Below are 16,020 nucleotides of genomic sequence, written 5' to 3' on the forward strand. Positions count from 1 at the left end.
GAACCCGCAAGAGGAACCGGCCTGGCCGGTTCCATCCACCCTCCAGCACAAGCAAACGACATGACCATCCTGTTATTGGCCGGCAGCCCCTCGGCACCCTCCCGCTCCACCCGTCTGTTGCACCACGTCGGCGACAAGCTGGCTCAGCTCGGACACCGCTATGCGCGCCTGGATGTGCGCGACCTGCCGGGCCAGGCCATCCTGCGCGCCGACTGGAACGACGCCGATATCAAGGCCGCGCTGGCCACCGTCGAAGAAGCGTCTGCCGTGGTGGTGGCCACGCCGGTCTACAAGGCAGCCTATAGCGGCATCCTGAAAGCCTTCCTGGACCTGCTGCCGCAGTTCGGCCTGACCAACAAGCTGGTGCTGCCGCTGGCCACCGGTGGCAGCCAGTCGCACATGCTGGCGCTGGATTACGCGCTGCGCCCGGTCTTGTCCTCGCTCAACCCCAAGCACGTGCTGCCCAGCATCTACGCTACCGAGGCGCAAGTGACCTGGAGTGAAGAAAAAGGTCTGGTGCTGGATGCCCCCATCGAAGCCCGCGTCAATGAAGGCGTGGAACAGTTGTCGGCCAGCCTGTTGGCGCTGCACAAGGCAGCACCTGAAGAATTCCGCGAGATTCCCTTCTCGCAGTTGCAGTACAGCGTCTCTTACTAAGTAACTAACGAACTGACAGCGCCTGCGCCTCATAAGACCACCGGCTGGTACAGCGGCAGGGCCGCGCTACGCCCAACCATCTGGAATCAGGAGAAAAAACGTGTCCGCCAACAAGAACAAGAGCATCCATCTTCCCCGTCGCCGCTCGCTGGCGCGCCTGTCTGCCATCGCCCTCGGTGCGCTGACCATCGGTCTGGGCGCTAGCCCGGTGCAGGCGCAGGAAACCAAGCTGCTGCGCATCGGCTATCAAAAGGCGGCCAATACCCTGGTGCTGTTGAAAGCCCATGGCGCCTTGGAAAAGCGCCTGCAACCGTTGGGCGTGGAAGTGAAATGGGCCGAGTTCGCGGCCGGTCCGCAATTGCTGGAAGCCTTGAACGTCGGTTCGGTGGACTTCGGCTATGTCGGTGAAGCCCCACCGGTCTTTGCCCAGGCTGCTGGTGCCGACTTCGTCTACACCGCCTATGAAATCCCGACCCCGGAGGCCGAAGCGCTGCTGGTGCCCAAGAATTCCCCCATCAAGAGCGTGGCCGAACTCAAGGGCAAGAAGGTCGCCTTCAACAAGGGTTCCGACGTGCACTGGCTGGTGGTGGCCTTGCTCAAGAAGGCCGGTCTGCAATACAGCGATATCCAGCCGGTCTACCTGGCGCCGGCCGATGCCCGCGCCGCCTTCGAGCGCGGTGCGGTGGATGCCTGGGCGATCTGGGATCCGTTCCAGGCCGCGGCCGAAAAACAGGTTGGCGCACGCCGCCTGGCCAGTGGCGCGGGCGTGGTCAGCCATCACCAGTTCTTCCTGAGTGCGCGTCCGTTCGCGGCCAAGAACCCGCAGGTGCAAAAGATCCTGCTGGAAGAAATCACCCGCGAAGGTGAATGGGTGCGCACCCACACCGCCGAGGCCGCAGCCCAGCTTTCCCCCATCCAGGGCTTGGATGCAGACATCATCGAAACCGGCCTGAAGCGCTACGCCCACATCTACAAACCGGTCGATGCACAAGTGCTGGCCGAGCAGCAAAAGATCGCCGATGCCTTCTACGAGCTCAAGCTGATCCCCAAGCCGCTCAAGGTCAGCGACGCGGTTCTCAAATGATAAAAATAGTTTAAATAATTTAAATTATTTAAATAACGCCTATCCAGTTGTCGAAGTACAGGAGCCAAGCATGAACGTTTTCTGGTTTATCCCCACCCACGGCGACAGCCGCTATCTCGGCACTTCCGAAGGGGCGCGCGCGGTCACGCATGACTACATGAAGCAGGTGGCGGTGGCCGCCGACACGCTGGGCTATGACGGCGTGCTGCTGCCCACTGGCCGTTCTTGCGAAGACGCCTGGGTGGCGGCAGCCAGCCTGATCGATGCCACCCGCCGCCTGAAATTCCTGGTGGCGGTGCGCCCCGGCCTGACCGCACCGACCCTCTCGGCACGCATGGCCGCTACCTTCGATCGCCTTTCCAATGGCCGCCTGTTGATCAACGTGGTCACCGGTGGCGATCCGGTGGAGCAGGAGAGCGATGGCATCTTCGGCAGCCATGCCGAGCGTTATGAAGTCTCCGACGAATTCCTGAAGATCTGGCGCGAGGTCTTGAGCAAGACCCATACCGGCGAAGAGACCCACTTCAGCGGCAAGCACTTGAGCGTCAAGGGCGCCAAGGCGCTCTATCCACCGGTGCAGCAACCCTATCCGCCACTGTACTTCGGCGGCTCCTCGGACGAGGCCATCGACCTGGCCGCCGAGCAGGTCGATGTCTACCTGACCTGGGGCGAACCGCCGGCGGCCGTGGCCGAGAAGATTGCCCGCGTGCGCGAGCGCGCCGCCAAGGCAGGGCGCACGCTGCGCTTCGGCATCCGTTTGCACGTGATCGTGCGCGACACCAATGAAGCCGCCTGGCGCGCCGCCGATGAACTCATCAGCCGCCTGGATGACGAGACCATCGCCAAGGCCCAGGCCAACTTTGCCCGCATGGATTCGGAAGGGCAGCGCCGCATGGCGGCCCTGCACGGCGGCCGCCGCGACAAGCTGGAAGTGAGCCCCAACCTGTGGGCCGGCGTGGGCCTGGTGCGCGGCGGGGCGGGTACCGCCCTGGTGGGTGATGGTCCCACGGTGGCCGCGCGCATCAAGGAATATGCGGACCTGGGCATCGATACCTTCATTCTCTCCGGTTATCCGCATCTGGAAGAATCGTATCGTTTCGCCGAACTGGTGTTCCCGCTGTTGCCGCGTGCCCAGCGCGCAGCCTTGAGCGCTCACAACCTGACCGGTCCCTTCGGCGAGATCGTTGGCAATACCGAACTGCCCAAGGCCGCGCCGGTGCGCGTGTCGGCCAGCTGAGGTCAGCATGACGAGTGCCTCCGATACCGTACTGCCGGGCGCTGCCACCGCCGCGCAGCCATCGGCCCAGCCCAAAGCCGCCGCCAAGAAATCGCGCCCGCAGCGCGATGCCTGGATCGGCTGGATCCTGCCGCTGCTCTTGCTGGTGTGGTGGGAAATCGCCGCCCAGGCCGGCTGGCTGTCCAGCCGCATCCTGCCGGAACCGTTCGCGGTGTTGAAGGCCGCCTGGCAGCTTTCGGCCAGCGGCGAACTGTGGCACCACCTGGCGGTCTCCAGCGGTCGTGCCGCGGCCGGCTTTGCGGTCGGCGCCGGGCTGGGTCTGATCCTGGGGCTGCTCTCGGGTAGCCTGCGCTGGGCCGAACTGCTGCTCGATACCACCTTGCAGATGGTGCGCAACATTCCGGCGCTGGCCTTGATTCCGCTGGTGATCCTGTGGTTTGGCATCGATGAGACGGCCAAGCTGTTCCTGGTCTCGGTGGGGGTGTTCTTCCCGGTCTATCTCAATACCTTCCACGGCATCCGCTCGGTGGACCAGGGTTTGATCGAGATGGCCAAGAGCTACGGCCTGTCGGGCTGGCCGCTGTATCGCGACGTGATCCTGCCGGGTGCCTTGCCCTCCATCCTGGTGGGCCTGCGCTTTGCGCTGGGGCTGGTGTGGGTGCTGCTGATCGTGGCCGAGACCATTTCGGCCCAGGCCGGCATCGGCTACATGACCATGAATGCCCGCGAATTCCTGCAGACCGACGTGGTGCTGGTGGGCATCCTGCTCTACGCCTTGCTGGGCAAGCTGGCCGATACCGCGGCACGGGCCCTGGAACGTTTCTGGCTGCGCTGGCATCCGGGCTATCAATGACAAGCAACGAGACTGCATCAGGAACCACCATGCGCAATGACACACAGGAACACCGTGAACTGGGCCGCGCCGCCGGCCGTGGCGTAGGGCTGCGGCTACGCGCCGTGTCCAAGGCCTTCAGCGGCCGCACCGTGCTGCACGACATCGATCTGGACATCGCACCCGGCGAATTCGTCGCCATCGTCGGTCGCAGCGGTTGCGGCAAGAGCACCCTGCTGCGCCTGGTGGCGCAACTGGATGCGGCCAGCGGCGGCGAACTGATCTACGAACATGAAGGGGCGGGCGAGCCGGAAATCCGCATCATGTTCCAGGATGCGCGCCTGTTGCCCTGGAAGCGGGTGCAGGCCAACGTCGCCCTGGGCTTGCCCCGGCAGGCCGCGCCGCAAGCCGTCAATGCCTTGCGCCAGGTCGGTCTGGAGCAGCGCGCCGGTGAATGGCCAGCGGTGCTCTCGGGCGGCCAGCGGCAACGCGTGGCGCTGGCCCGGGCCCTGGTGCACGACCCGCAATTGCTGTTGCTGGACGAACCGCTGGGCGCGCTCGATGCGCTCACCCGCATCGAGATGCAGACCCTGATCGAGTCGCTCTGGCGCGAACGCGGCTTCACTGCCTTGCTGGTCACGCACGATGTGCAGGAAGCCATCGCCCTGGCCGACCGCGTGCTGCTGATCGAAGACGGTCAGGTGGCGCTGGACCAGCGCATCGCCCTGGCGCGCCCGCGTTCTCGCGGTCAGGCCCAGTTCGCCGCACTGGAAGAAGCCATCCTGGCGCGCGTGCTGCGACACCCCGGTAGCGAGGTGGTTACCGAGCCATCTGAAGCTATCTTCACGCCGCGTGGCGTACAGCAGGTGCAGTGGGCGGTGTGAGCTGTAGCGATATGAAGCTTCGAGCTGATTTTCAGAATCTTCGTAGTACCCCATTTCAACCCTACGGCGCGGCAGGTGCCGCCGTCGTTTCATCAAGGAGCAGAGCATGACCATTCAAGCAATCAACGTGCGTAACCAGTTCAAGGGCAAGGTCAAGGCCATCATCGAAGGTTCGGTGGTGTCCGAAGTGGACGTGGAAACCCCGGCCGGCATCGTGACCTCGGTCATTACCACCCGTTCCGTGAAGGACCTGGGCCTGACCATCGGCAGCGAAGTGGTGGCGCTGGTCAAGGCCACCGAAGTCTCGATCGCCAAGCTGTGATCATCAGGCCGCCCAGGCTGGACCACAGTTAGGGGCGGCATCTTTTTTCAGGAGCAGGCCCGATGGCATATCAGGCACTGAAGGCTTATCTGCAGCGCCTTGATGCGCAACACGCAGGCGCCGCGTCCTCTTCCTCTTCCAAGGTCTGGCTGGACGAGCAGGGGCGTGCCGCCGGGCGTTTCTTCAATACGTCGCTGACCTCGGCCTTCCAGCCGGTGCGCAGCTTCGACGATGGTCACATCGTCGCCTGCGAGGCCTTCGCCCGCAGTCATTCGGCCGTCGATGACGGCCTGCATCTGTGGAAGCTGCTGGACCAGGCTGCCAGCGACGATGAGTCGGTGGAGCTGGACCGGCTGTGCCGCATGTTGCACGCCATTAATTACTATCGTCAGGTCGGCGAGGATGCGCCGGAATTGCACCTGTCGGTACACGCGCGCCTGCTGGCGGCGGTCAACAACAATCACGGCGTGGCCTATCGCCGCATCCTGGCCGCGCTGGAGTTGCCGCACGAGCGCATCGTGCTGCAACTGCCGGTGGTCACGCCCAACCAGCGCTGGCTGCTCAATTACGTGCTGGATAATTACCGCCGCAACGGTTTCCGCCTGGGGGTGACGGCCAATAGCCCCCTGGAAGCACTGGGCCTGCTGGACAAGGTCAAGCCCGACCTGATTAAGGTTGATGCGCGTGAACTGGCCGACCCCGACAGCGTAGCCTTGCTGTTGCTGCGGGCGGCCGAGCAGGGCGTGCGCATCTTCTTCAAGCGGGTCGAAAACCGGCAAGTGTTCGATAAACTGGCCTGGTACTGTCAGGCACTGGCCCAGTCCACCCTGGCCCAGGGTTATCTGTGGGATGTGCCCGGTGCGCGCCTGCCGGAAATTCTGACCGGCCTGAAGGACGCCGCCTGAGGCATACTCCCTCTTTCCATTTCCTGCCGCGAGTCCAGCATGAGCCTGTCCACCCCCTCGTCCTCGGCCACCCCGGCCCGACTGTCCGACTTTCGCGTGCTGGTGGCGCCGGGTCTGTCCGATAGTGGCCCGGAACACTGGCAGTCACGCTGGCAACGGCTCTATCCGACCTTCGAACGGGTGCGTCAGGATGACTGGGAAACCCCTGATCTGCCGCGCTGGTCGGCGCGCCTGGATGAAGTCCTGGCGCGCGATGGCCGGCCCACGGTGATCGTGGCGCACAGCTTCGGTTGCCTGACCACGGTGCATCGCACCGCGGCCCTGCAAGCCGCCTCCGGCTCGGCCCATCCCATCGTGGCGGCCTTGCTGGTGGCGCCGGCCGATCCGGTCAAGTTCAGCCTGAGCGCGGCGGTGCGGCACCGCCTGCCTTATCCGGCGCTGGTCATCGGCAGCGACAACGACCCCTGGATGAGCGCCGAACGCGGCCGCCACTGGGCCGAGGCCTGGGGCGCGCAGTTCCGCTCCATCGGCGCGCGCGGTCATATCAATTCGGAATCCGGCCTGGGTGACTGGACCGAGGGTCAGCAATGGCTGTTAGGTTTGCTGGAACGCATTGCCTGAAGCTTTTTTCTTCACCCATCCCATTGTCTTCTTGAGCGCATAAAGTCGGTTTTTTGCCGTGCTTTATGCGCTTTTCTTCTAAGGACATGCAAAAAGCTTCGTTCTCTTTATAACTATCGGGTGCGAATATCGCTCACCTATAGTCGCATTTGTAATAAATAAAACGAGAACGACAATGTCCGCATCCCCTGTTTCCCTAGCTGCGCCCCGCGCCGCGCCGGTCCGTGCCGGCGGGACCGGTCGGCGCGTGCTGCCCGGCTTCCGGCTGTCGCTGGGCTTCACCATCTTCTACCTGGCGCTGATCGTGCTGATCCCGCTGTCGGCCCTGTTTCTCAAGACGTTTACCCTGACCTGGGCCGGCTTCGTCGAGGCCGTGACCTCGCCGCGGGTGATGGCGTCCTATCGCCTGAGCTTTGGCGCTTCGCTGATCGCGGCCTTCCTCAACGTCATCTTCGGCGGCATCGTGGCCTGGGTGCTGGTGCGTTACCGCTTCCCCGGCAAGCGCATCATCGATGCCCTGGTCGATCTGCCGTTCGCCCTGCCCACGGCGGTGGCCGGTATCGCCCTCACCACGCTGTATTCGCAGAATGGCTGGCTGGGCAAGCTGCTGGTGCCGTTCGGCATCAAGGTCGCCTTTACGCCCCTGGGCGTGCTGGTGGCGCTGACCTTCATCGGCTTGCCGTTCGTGGTGCGCACCGTGCAACCGGTGCTGGAAGAGGCCGAGCGCGAACTGGAAGAAGCCGCCGCCAGCCTGGGCGCGAGCCGCTGGCAGACGTTTGCGCGGGTGATCTTCCCCACCATCATGCCGGCATTGCTGACCGGGTTTGCGTTGGCCTTCGCTCGTGCTTCCGGCGAATACGGCTCGGTGGTCTTCATCGCCGGCAACATGCCGATGGTTTCCGAAATCACCCCGTTGTTCATCGTCACCAAGCTGGAGCAATACGACTATGCCGGCGCCACGGCCATTGCCATGGTGATGCTGGTGGTTTCCTTCATCCTGCTGTTGACCATCAACCTGCTGCAAGCCTGGACCCGCAAGCGTGGCCAGTCGGAAAGGACCTGAGATGAGTGCGGCACCCATTTCCGCGGCGCGCCAGACGATTGCCCGTGGCGAACCACCGCTGACGCCCGCCGCCACCACCGAACCATGGTGGGTGCGTGCGCTCCTGATCGGCATCGCGCTGGTGTTCCTGACGCTGTTCCTGTTCGTGCCGCTGGTGTCGGTGTTCTACGAAGCGCTGCGCAAGGGCTGGGATGTCTATGTCGCCTCCATCACCGAAGACGATGCCTGGTCGGCCATCAAGCTGACCATCCTCACCGCCGCCATCGCCGTGCCGTTGAACCTGGTCTTTGGCGTGGCTGCGGCCTGGGCCATTGCCAAGTTCGAGTTCCGTGGCAAGAACATCCTGCTGACCCTGATCGACCTGCCGTTCTCGGTCTCGCCGGTGATCTCGGGCCTGATCTACGTGCTGCTGTTCGGCCTGCAAGGTTATCTCGGTCCCTGGCTGCGCGAGCATGACATCAAGATCCTGTTTGCCGTGCCGGGCATCGTGCTGGCCACCATCTTCGTGACCTTCCCGTTCGTGGCGCGCGAGCTGATCCCGCTGATGCAGTCGCAGGGCAGCGAGGAAGAAGAGGCCGCGCTGGTGCTGGGCGCGTCCGGCTGGCGCACCTTCTGGCATGTGACGCTCCCCAACATCAAGTGGGGCCTGCTGTATGGCGTGATCCTGTGCAACGCCCGCGCCATGGGCGAGTTTGGCGCGGTGTCGGTGGTCTCCGGCCACATTCGCGGCGAGACCAATACCATCCCCTTGCAGGTGGAAATCCTCTACAACGAATTCAACATCACCGGCGCCTTTGCCGTGGCTTCGCTGCTGGCCTTCCTGGCCCTGGTCACGCTGGCCATCAAGAGTGTCATCGAATGGCGGCTGCACCAGCAGCACAGCGCCAGCGAGCAAGTCTAAGGAGTGAGTCAGCATGAGCATCGAAGTCCATCACATTCAAAAGCGTTTCGGCAGTTTTACCGCCCTCAACGATGTGTCCTTGAATTTTCCTGCAGGCGAACTGACGGCCTTGCTGGGGCCGTCCGGCTGCGGCAAGACCACGCTGTTGCGCATCATCGCCGGACTGGAGTCACCTGACTCGGGCCAGGTACTGCTCGATGGCGAAGACGCCTCGGCGCGCCACGTGCGCGAGCGCCAGGTCGGTTTCGTGTTCCAGCACTATGCGTTGTTCAAGCACATGACCGTGTTCGAGAACATCGCCTTCGGCCTGCGCGTGAAGCCGCGCAGCCAGCGTCCTTCCGAAGCGGTCATCCGCGAGAAGGTCAAGAAGTTGCTGGAACTGGTGCAACTGGATTGGCTGGCCGATCGCTATCCGCCGCAACTCTCGGGCGGCCAGCGCCAGCGTATCGCGCTGGCACGCGCACTGGCGGTGGAGCCGCGCGTACTGTTGCTGGACGAACCCTTCGGCGCCCTCGATGCCAAGGTGCGCAAGGAATTGCGCCGCTGGCTGCGGCGCCTGCACGATGAATTGCACGTCACCAGCATCTTCGTCACCCACGACCAGGAAGAGGCGCTGGAAGTGGCCGACCAGGTGGTGTTGATGAACAAGGGACAGGTCGAGCAGATCGGTACCCCCGAAGCGGTCTACAACCACCCGGCCTCGCCCTTCGTCTATGGCTTCCTGGGCAATGTGAACCTGTTCCACGGTCGCCTGCACGAAGGCGTGCTCGATGCCGGTGGCGCCCGTTTCGAAGCGCCCGGGCATGACGATATCCGCGATGCCGCGGGCGTGGGTTTCGTGCGTCCGCATGATCTCGATGTGGAACGCTATACCCCCGGCGCTCAGGGCATCGTGGTGCAACTGCGTCGTGCCCACGCCATCGGTCCGCTGGCGCAACTGGAGCTTGCGCGCGATGACAATGCCGAATTGATCGAGGCGGTCATCCCCAATGAACGTTTTGCCCAACTGGGCTTGAAGAATGGCGAAACCCTGGTGGTGCGTCCGCGCCGCCTGCAGGTCTTCGCCCAGCAGGAAGGAGGGCCGGCACGATGAATTTCCAGCAATTGCGTTCCATCCGCGAAGCCGCGCGCTGCGGCTTCAACCTCACCGAAGTGGCCAATGTCCTGTTCACTTCGCAACCCGGCGTGAGCCGCCAGATCCGCGAACTGGAAGAAGAACTGGGCGTGGAAATCTTCGAGCGCAACGGCAAGCGCCTGACCGGTCTCACCGAACCCGGCAAGGGTATCCTGGGCATCGTCGAGCGGCTCTTGCTGGAGGCCGAGAACCTGCGTCGCGCCAGCAAGGAATACGCCGGCGAGCAGAGCGGCACGCTCTCCATTGCCACCACCCACACCCAGGCGCGCTACGTGTTGCCGCGCGTGGTGCAGGCTTTCCGCGATGCCTTCCCGCAGGTGCGCATCGCCCTGCAGCAGAGCGCCCCGGAACACATCGCCGAATGGGTCATCTCGGGCAAGGCCGACATCGGCATCGCCACCGAGGGCCTGTCGCAGTTCAAGGAACTGGTGTCCTTCCCCTGTTATACCTGGAGCCACGTGATCGTGGTGCCCAAGGGCCATCCGCTACTGGGGCTGGAACAGGTGTCGCTGGAAGACCTGGGTACCTGGCCGCTGATCACCTATGACGTCGGCTTTACCGGCCGTGGTCATATTGACGAAGCCTTCCGTCAGGCCGGTATCGAACCCGACATCGTGCTCACTGCCATGGACTCCGACGTGATCCAGCAATACGTCTCGCTGGGCATGGGGGTGGGCCTGGTGGCCTCGATGGCGGTGGACCAGGGCAAGCACCAGGAGATGGTCGCCATCCAGGCCTCGCACCTGTTCAAGGCCAACATCGCCCGTCTGGCGGTGCGGCGCGGAGCCTACCTGCGCGGCTATGCCTTTGACTTCATCCAGCAGTTCGCGCCTGACCTCAAGCGTGCCGACATCGTCAATGCGCTCAATGAGGCCAATGCCCAGTCTTGATGGATGAGAGGGCGGTAAAAGCTTACCGGGCCAGTCTATCGAAGTGTCATGACAAAGACCGGACAGTGTTTGCGCACTGTCCGGTCTTTGTCTTATTGGTCGGGTATTGACTGCTCAAACTCGACGGTTCGGTGTCGTGGTAAAGGGGCTGGTCTCTGTACTGCCGGGCAGGCTGGTGGTGGACTGGGCCAGTTGCGGCACCTGGCCGACCGAATTCAATACGTCAGTGAAATTGACGGCCGGTTTCTTCGGTGGCTGCGGACCACCGACCGGTTCGTTGCCATGGTAGACGGTGGAAATGGAATTGATCGACATGCGTGCACTCCTCAAGTAAGGCTGTCCCCCGGGCCAGCGCCCAGACCGATATTGCCGGGGCAGTATAGAGCGAGCGCTGCGATGCGTCGCAGCGGCTTACCCAAACTTGCGCATCTTTACCTCGGCAGCCAACGGATGAAGATCATTTGCGCAGGCGTGCTGCGCATTGCTCGCGCAGCGTGATGTCTTCGGGCGCATCGTCGTCGCTGGCCGCGGCATTGGGCGCACCGCTGCGATGGATGCACTGCCGATAGCCGGCCACGTAGCGCTCGAACTCGGCACGCGCCTGCGCCTTGGGCAGGCTGGCCAGCGTCGTGATGAAGCCGCGGCTGCCGATCTCGAAGTGCTGGTAATCGATGGGTTGCTTCCAGTGGCCGCCCCAGACCAGGAAGCCATGGTCATAGAACACACCGACCACGTCCTCGGCCATGCCCGGCTGCACCGGATTGCGCTGCAGGTAGGCCGCCCCCTGGGGTGGCAGGACTTGCTGCGTTGGGCTGCCGGCCTGGCTCACGTAGGGATTCTGCTGCGGGTTGATGTCGATGGCCGCGCCATAGGCGTGCTTGGACCAGCCGCCACCGCCGGTCATGGGGCGGCCATTGAACGCGGAACTGTTGTTGGCTTGCATGGAGCGCTGGTCGTCACCATCGAACTGTTCCAGCCCACGGGCACTGGCCAGCGGGAAGGAGCGCAGCAGCAGTTCGCCAAAGAGCGACTCCACCTGCGGCGCCACCGCATCGAGTACCACCACCGACCCCTGGCGCGTGGCGCCGTCGAAGTCGGTGTAGTCGAAACTGACCGTGGACAGGCGCGTGCAAGGCACGGGATTGGCAGCAGTGATGACCTTGCGCGCCTGCAGTTGGCTGCATTGCGTCGGCGTCAGTGGCGTGATGTCGGCGTGGGCGGCGGCAGGCAGGGCTGCCAGCAGGATGGAGATGCACCAGGCCGGGCATAGCGCACGGGCAGGGCGGCGCCTAGGGGCGCACAGGCGGGCGGTAAGGGTGGTCATGGAGGGGGATGATACGGCTTTTCTGTTCTCCAAGTGTTGTCAATAAGGTCAGATTGCCTGCGATGGCTGACATCAAGATGCGCCATTTTCTGACAGCCGCAAGCGGCCAGAGCGGCAATAATCGATCTCCAGAAGCTGTCGAATTCCGGCAAGCACATAGCTCAACAGCATGTGCATTGCTTCTTTTATTTCGGCCAATCCCATCAACAACCTTTGGAGGCAAAACATGCAGATTCGCCACACCCTCTTGGCTGCCGCCGTCTTTACCGCCGTCCTCGCCGGTTGCAACAAGCGCGACGAGGCACCTGCCACGCCCGCCGCCACTCCCCCGGCTGCATCCGAACCGGCGCCGGCCACCAGCACGCCGGCTCCGGCAACTACCCCGGCGCCTGCGGATTCGGGTTCCACCGCCACCCCGGCTACACCGACTCCGACCACGCCTTCGGATTCCTCGGCTGGCGGCACTGCCGGTACGCAGAAGTAAGCGCGCATTCCGGGCACTCCACGCACTTCGTATAACGAGAGCCAACAAGAACGGCAAGAGCCGCACCATCACCCTGCAGTGGGAACAGCACTGCATACGCCGCGACGGGCAACCGTTGCGGCGTTTTCTTTGGTGGAGCGGTGCTCGGCAGTCGGGAATCGTCAGGAAAAAGTCGGATCCTCGCGCACAATCTTCCCGAACTTTTTTTTGCGGGCCGCAGTCGTACCGGTGGTTGAACTGTTCCTTCAACCTCCCTCTTGATAGGGAACTTGCCCGCAGTTCATTGGCTGCGGGCTTTTTTTGGCCAGTCGAACCAGCGGGTGCTATTTGCCCGGGTACGGCTTGACCACCGCGATCATGGCCCCGAAGGCCGGACCCATGTTGGCTTCCAGCGTGGGATACATGCGCGAGATGCTGCCATCCAGGTACAAGGCGTCACTGCACTTGAGTTCGTCTCGCAGGAAACTGGCGAAGTCATAGAAGCTGATCGGATTGCGCGCGATGGCCAGCGTCACCATCCCGGCCGCATCCAGGCACACCGCATTGCGCACCACCGTATTGGCCGAGGCCGGATCGAAACGGGGATTGATCCTGCCCTCCACGATCATCAGCGGCCCCGACTGCGTGGCATAGCGCGCCACCCCATTCCATAGCCCCAGCTCGGCCTGGTAGTCCGAGGTCTCAACGATATAGGCCTGGCGGTCGCTCAAGACGAACACGCCATTGGGCTGCAGGTAGAAATTGCCATAGGCGTTCTTGCGGGTATTGAGACGGCGCAACTGGTTGCCGCCTTCCACATACAGGCCCAGCGGTTGCAACTGTTTGTCGTAGATGCCGGCATTGGTGGCGCACACCATTTCCTGGCCCTGGCTGCGCAGGTGGGCGTCAAGCCGGCTGAAGTTGCCCAAGGGCGTGCCGTTGGCATCCTTCCAGTACATGCGGATGGTGTCGTTGCGCGGATCGGCGCGGCAGGTGCTGATGAAGACCTGGTGATACTGGTATTGGCGGATGTCGGCTGCCGCAGCCGAGGCCGACCACAGCGCAAGGCAACTCAGCGCCAGCAGACGCAGGAGGGAAGGGCGGAAAAGGAATTGAAGCATCGAAACCAAGTCTTGTTCTGCAGGACCGCACGGGGCGAGGCGGTATTGTAAATGGCCCCCGACGGGCTTGCCATGGGAAATCCCGCTTTTACCCGAAAATCCAGTCCAGGAAAGGCTTTGCGGGCGATGCACCGAATTCGCTCATGCTGCAGTGCGAAGCTGCACCGAATGTGGGAAAATGAAGAAAAACAGCATGAAATGTGCGAAAAATCGAATTGCACAGCGCATAAATGACGGGGGATGGCCAATATTCAAAAAAAATTTGCCCTAGATGACGGCAGTGTTACACTCTGCCCCCATGCTGCGGCAGGTCTCCCGTAAAACGGGGCCAGAGAACCGCGGCCCTACGCGCGCCGGCCTGCTGGCCAGGTAACGGCGCCTCTTGAATCCGTTCCATCCTGGAGGAAACGACATGAAATTTGCAAGCCGTCTGACCAAGATCGCCCTGGCTGCCGCCACCTTCGCCGGCTTGGCCGCCTCTGCTGGCCTGGCCCAAGCCGACACCGTCAAGATCGCCATCGCCGGTCCCTTGACCGGTGCCGTGGCCCAGTACGGCGACATGGTCAAGGCCGGCGCCCTGACCGCCATCGAACAGATCAACGCCGCCGGCGGCGCCAACGGTAACAAGTTCGAAGCCGTGCTCATGGACGATGGCTGCGAACCCAAGCAAGCCGTGGCCGTGGCCAACAAGATCGTCAGCCAGGGCATCAAGTACGTGATCGGTCACGTCTGCTCCGGTTCCACCATCCCCGCCTCCGACATCTACGAGAACGAAGGCGTGGTCATGATCACCCCCTCGGCCACTGCCCCGCAGCTGACCGAAGCCAAGCCGCACAAGTTCATCTTCCGCACCATCGGTCGCGATGACCAGCAAGGTCCGGCCGCTGCCCGTTACGTGATCGAGAAGATCAAGCCCAAGAAGGTCGCCGTGCTGCACGACAAGCAGTCCTACGGCCAGGGTGTGGCCGCATCGGTCAAGAGCGCACTGGAAGCGGCCAAGGTACCGGTGGTGCTGTTCGAAGGCATCAATGCCGGTGACAGCGACTACTCGGCCATCGTCACCAAGTTGAAGTCGCAGGGCGTGGACTTCGTCTACTTCGGCGGCTACCACCCGGAAATGGGCCTGATCATGCGCCAGGCGCGTGAGCAGGGCGTCAAGGCCGTCTTCATGGGCCCTGAAGGCGTGGGCAACAAGGACATCACCGCCATTGCCGGTCCGGCTTCCGAAGGCATGTTGGTGACCCTGCCGGCCGACTTCGCCGCCGATCCTGCCAACGCTGCCCTGGTCAAGGCCTTTGCCGCCGCCAAGCGCGACGCCAATGGTCCGTTCCAGATGCCGGCCTACTCGGCGGTGAAGATCATTGCCGACGCTATCACCGGCGCCAAGTCCACCGACCCGGACAAGGTCGCCGCCTACATCCACGCCAACAGCTTCAAGACCCCGATCGGCAACGTCGAATACGACAAGAAGGGCGACCTGAAGGCCTTCAAGTTCGTGGTCTTCACCTGGCACAAGGATGCCACCAAGACCGAAGCCAAGTGATTCGCCCCGAATCGCTGGCGTGACTGTCTGAGCTGACGTCAAACCGCGAAATGCCCCATTGCAGTCGGAATGGGGCATTTCCACTTTATGGGTTCCCTCATGAATGAATTGCTCCCTCAACTGACCCAGCAGCTCGTCAACGGGCTCTCGCTGGGCGCGATCTATGCCTTGATCGCCATCGGCTACACCATGGTCTACGGCATCATCGGCATGATCAACTTCGCCCACGGCGAGATCTACATGATCGCCTCCTACGTGGGCCTGGTGACCTTGACCGCCATCGGCGTGCAGTCCGGCTATCCCTTGCCGCTGCTCTTGGGCGGCGCGCTCATCGTCTCGGTGCTGGTCACGGGCCTCTATGGCTGGACCGTCGAGCGGGTGGCCTATCGTCCCTTGCGTGGCGGGCCGCGCCTGGTGCCGCTGATCTCGGCCATCGGCATGTCCATCTTCCTGCAGAACTATGTCCAGATCGGTCAGGGCGCACGCGACATGTCGGTGCCGGTGCTGATCTCGGGTGCGCTGGAGTTCCAGATGGGGAGCGACTTCACCGTCACCGTGCCGTATTCGCGCATGGTCATCGTGGGCGTGACGCTGGCACTGATGGTGGCCTTGACGCTGTTCATCGCGCGCTCGCGCATGGGCCGCGCCTGCCGCGCCTGCGCCGAAGACATGGGCATGGCCAACCTCTTGGGTATCGATACCAACAAGGTGATTTCCTTCACCTTCGTCTTGGGCGCGATGCTGGCGGCAGTGGGCGGTGTGTTGATTGCGCTGACCATCGGCAAGCTCAATCCCTACATCGGCTTCATTGCCGGCATCAAGGCCTTTACGGCGGCGGTGCTGGGCGGCATCGGCAGCATTCCCGGCGCCATGCTGGGCGGCGTGCTGCTGGGCCTGGCCGAAACCTTCGCGGCCGGCTACCTGCCTTCCGAATACAAGGACGTGGTGTCCTTCGGGCTGCTGGTGCTGATCCTGCTGTTCCGTCCTACGGGCCTGTTGGGCAAGCCCGACATCGAAAAGGTCTGAGCGTGCTGTACG

19 protein-coding genes are annotated in these 16,020 nt (G+C 63.2%); 15 read left to right on the forward strand and 4 right to left on the reverse strand.

Annotation, left to right across the window (positions count from 1 at the left end):
• Positions 1–60 precede the first annotated feature (60 nt).
• The 12 genes from ssuE to RC54_RS08150 all read left to right on the forward strand — a co-directional run bounded on the left by ssuE (position 61) and on the right by RC54_RS08150 (position 10,531).
• Entirely contained in the window at positions 61–657 is a 597-nt protein-coding gene (gene ssuE, locus RC54_RS08095; RefSeq protein ID WP_017454229.1) for an NADPH-dependent FMN reductase, read from the forward strand.
• A 100-nt stretch (positions 658–757) separates the two neighbouring features.
• Complete coding sequence (locus RC54_RS08100; RefSeq protein ID WP_017454230.1) at positions 758–1,741, forward strand: sulfonate ABC transporter substrate-binding protein; 984 nt, start codon at positions 758–760, stop codon at positions 1,739–1,741.
• A gap of 70 nt (positions 1,742–1,811) precedes the next feature.
• Positions 1,812–2,978: an FMNH2-dependent alkanesulfonate monooxygenase gene (ssuD, locus tag RC54_RS08105; RefSeq protein WP_061790589.1), complete on the forward strand. Its 1,167-nt coding sequence runs from the start codon at positions 1,812–1,814 to the stop codon at positions 2,976–2,978.
• Between the two features lie 7 nt (positions 2,979–2,985).
• Positions 2,986–3,831 (forward strand): aliphatic sulfonate ABC transporter permease SsuC, encoded by an 846-nt coding sequence (gene ssuC / locus RC54_RS08110; RefSeq protein ID WP_044528343.1) that lies wholly within the window; start codon positions 2,986–2,988, stop codon positions 3,829–3,831.
• A gap of 29 nt (positions 3,832–3,860) precedes the next feature.
• A complete protein-coding gene (locus RC54_RS08115; RefSeq protein ID WP_058894934.1) occupies positions 3,861–4,694 on the forward strand; it encodes an ATP-binding cassette domain-containing protein in 834 nt (277 codons plus the stop codon).
• Between the two features lie 106 nt (positions 4,695–4,800).
• Entirely contained in the window at positions 4,801–5,016 is a 216-nt protein-coding gene (locus RC54_RS08120) for a TOBE domain-containing protein (protein ID WP_006464491.1), read from the forward strand.
• 62 nt (positions 5,017–5,078) lie between these two features.
• Positions 5,079–5,921, forward strand: coding sequence for an EAL domain-containing protein (locus RC54_RS08125; protein ID WP_061790590.1), 843 nt, complete (start codon positions 5,079–5,081; stop codon positions 5,919–5,921).
• A 39-nt stretch (positions 5,922–5,960) separates the two neighbouring features.
• Positions 5,961–6,542 (forward strand): RBBP9/YdeN family alpha/beta hydrolase, encoded by a 582-nt coding sequence (locus RC54_RS08130; RefSeq protein WP_058894936.1) that lies wholly within the window; start codon positions 5,961–5,963, stop codon positions 6,540–6,542.
• Between the two features lie 175 nt (positions 6,543–6,717).
• A complete protein-coding gene (cysT, locus tag RC54_RS08135) occupies positions 6,718–7,605 on the forward strand; it encodes a sulfate ABC transporter permease subunit CysT (protein ID WP_058894937.1) in 888 nt (295 codons plus the stop codon).
• Position 7,606: 1 nt separating this feature from the next.
• A complete protein-coding gene (cysW, locus tag RC54_RS08140) occupies positions 7,607–8,506 on the forward strand; it encodes a sulfate ABC transporter permease subunit CysW (protein WP_058894938.1) in 900 nt (299 codons plus the stop codon).
• 13 nt (positions 8,507–8,519) lie between these two features.
• Positions 8,520–9,599, forward strand: coding sequence for a sulfate/molybdate ABC transporter ATP-binding protein (locus RC54_RS08145; RefSeq protein ID WP_058894939.1), 1,080 nt, complete (start codon positions 8,520–8,522; stop codon positions 9,597–9,599).
• A complete protein-coding gene (locus tag RC54_RS08150) occupies positions 9,596–10,531 on the forward strand; it encodes a CysB family HTH-type transcriptional regulator (RefSeq protein ID WP_058894940.1) in 936 nt (311 codons plus the stop codon). The genes RC54_RS08145 and RC54_RS08150 overlap by 4 nt, the downstream gene beginning before the upstream one ends.
• A 114-nt stretch (positions 10,532–10,645) precedes the next feature.
• On the opposite strand, the gene RC54_RS08155 is transcribed toward RC54_RS08150, so the two are convergent.
• The 3 genes from RC54_RS08155 to RC54_RS25850 all read right to left on the reverse strand — a co-directional run bounded on the left by RC54_RS08155 (position 10,646) and on the right by RC54_RS25850 (position 12,059).
• Entirely contained in the window at positions 10,646–10,846 is a 201-nt protein-coding gene (locus tag RC54_RS08155; protein WP_058894941.1) for a hypothetical protein, read from the reverse strand.
• A 142-nt stretch (positions 10,847–10,988) separates the two neighbouring features.
• The gene (locus RC54_RS08160) at positions 10,989–11,855 is read right to left on the reverse strand and encodes a M15 family metallopeptidase (protein WP_061790591.1); all 867 of its coding nucleotides are present in this window, start codon (positions 11,853–11,855) and stop codon (positions 10,989–10,991) included.
• A gap of 72 nt (positions 11,856–11,927) precedes the next feature.
• Positions 11,928–12,059, reverse strand: coding sequence for a hypothetical protein (locus tag RC54_RS25850; RefSeq protein WP_279635703.1), 132 nt, complete (start codon positions 12,057–12,059; stop codon positions 11,928–11,930).
• A 22-nt stretch (positions 12,060–12,081) separates the two neighbouring features.
• Here RC54_RS25850 and RC54_RS08165 point away from each other — a divergent pair, with 22 nt between their 5' ends.
• Positions 12,082–12,339 (forward strand): hypothetical protein, encoded by a 258-nt coding sequence (locus tag RC54_RS08165; protein WP_082803210.1) that lies wholly within the window; start codon positions 12,082–12,084, stop codon positions 12,337–12,339.
• A 323-nt stretch (positions 12,340–12,662) separates the two neighbouring features.
• Here RC54_RS08165 and RC54_RS08170 read toward each other — a convergent pair whose 3' ends face one another.
• A complete protein-coding gene (locus RC54_RS08170; protein ID WP_058894944.1) occupies positions 12,663–13,439 on the reverse strand; it encodes a phosphodiester glycosidase family protein in 777 nt (258 codons plus the stop codon).
• Positions 13,440–13,851: 412 nt separating this feature from the next.
• On the opposite strand from RC54_RS08170, the gene RC54_RS08175 reads away from it, so the two are divergent.
• Both RC54_RS08175 and livH read left to right on the forward strand, forming a co-directional pair.
• Positions 13,852–14,982 carry a branched-chain amino acid ABC transporter substrate-binding protein gene (locus tag RC54_RS08175; RefSeq protein WP_058894945.1) on the forward strand — a complete coding sequence of 377 codons (1,131 nt, stop codon included), beginning with the start codon at positions 13,852–13,854 and terminating at the stop codon, positions 14,980–14,982.
• 99 nt (positions 14,983–15,081) lie between these two features.
• Complete coding sequence (gene livH / locus RC54_RS08180; protein ID WP_058894946.1) at positions 15,082–16,008, forward strand: high-affinity branched-chain amino acid ABC transporter permease LivH; 927 nt, start codon at positions 15,082–15,084, stop codon at positions 16,006–16,008.
• The last annotated feature ends 12 nt before the right edge of the window (positions 16,009–16,020 follow it).

Source organism: Herbaspirillum rubrisubalbicans, from assembly GCF_003719195.1.
Classification (GTDB): domain Bacteria; phylum Pseudomonadota; class Gammaproteobacteria; order Burkholderiales; family Burkholderiaceae_D; genus Herbaspirillum; species Herbaspirillum rubrisubalbicans.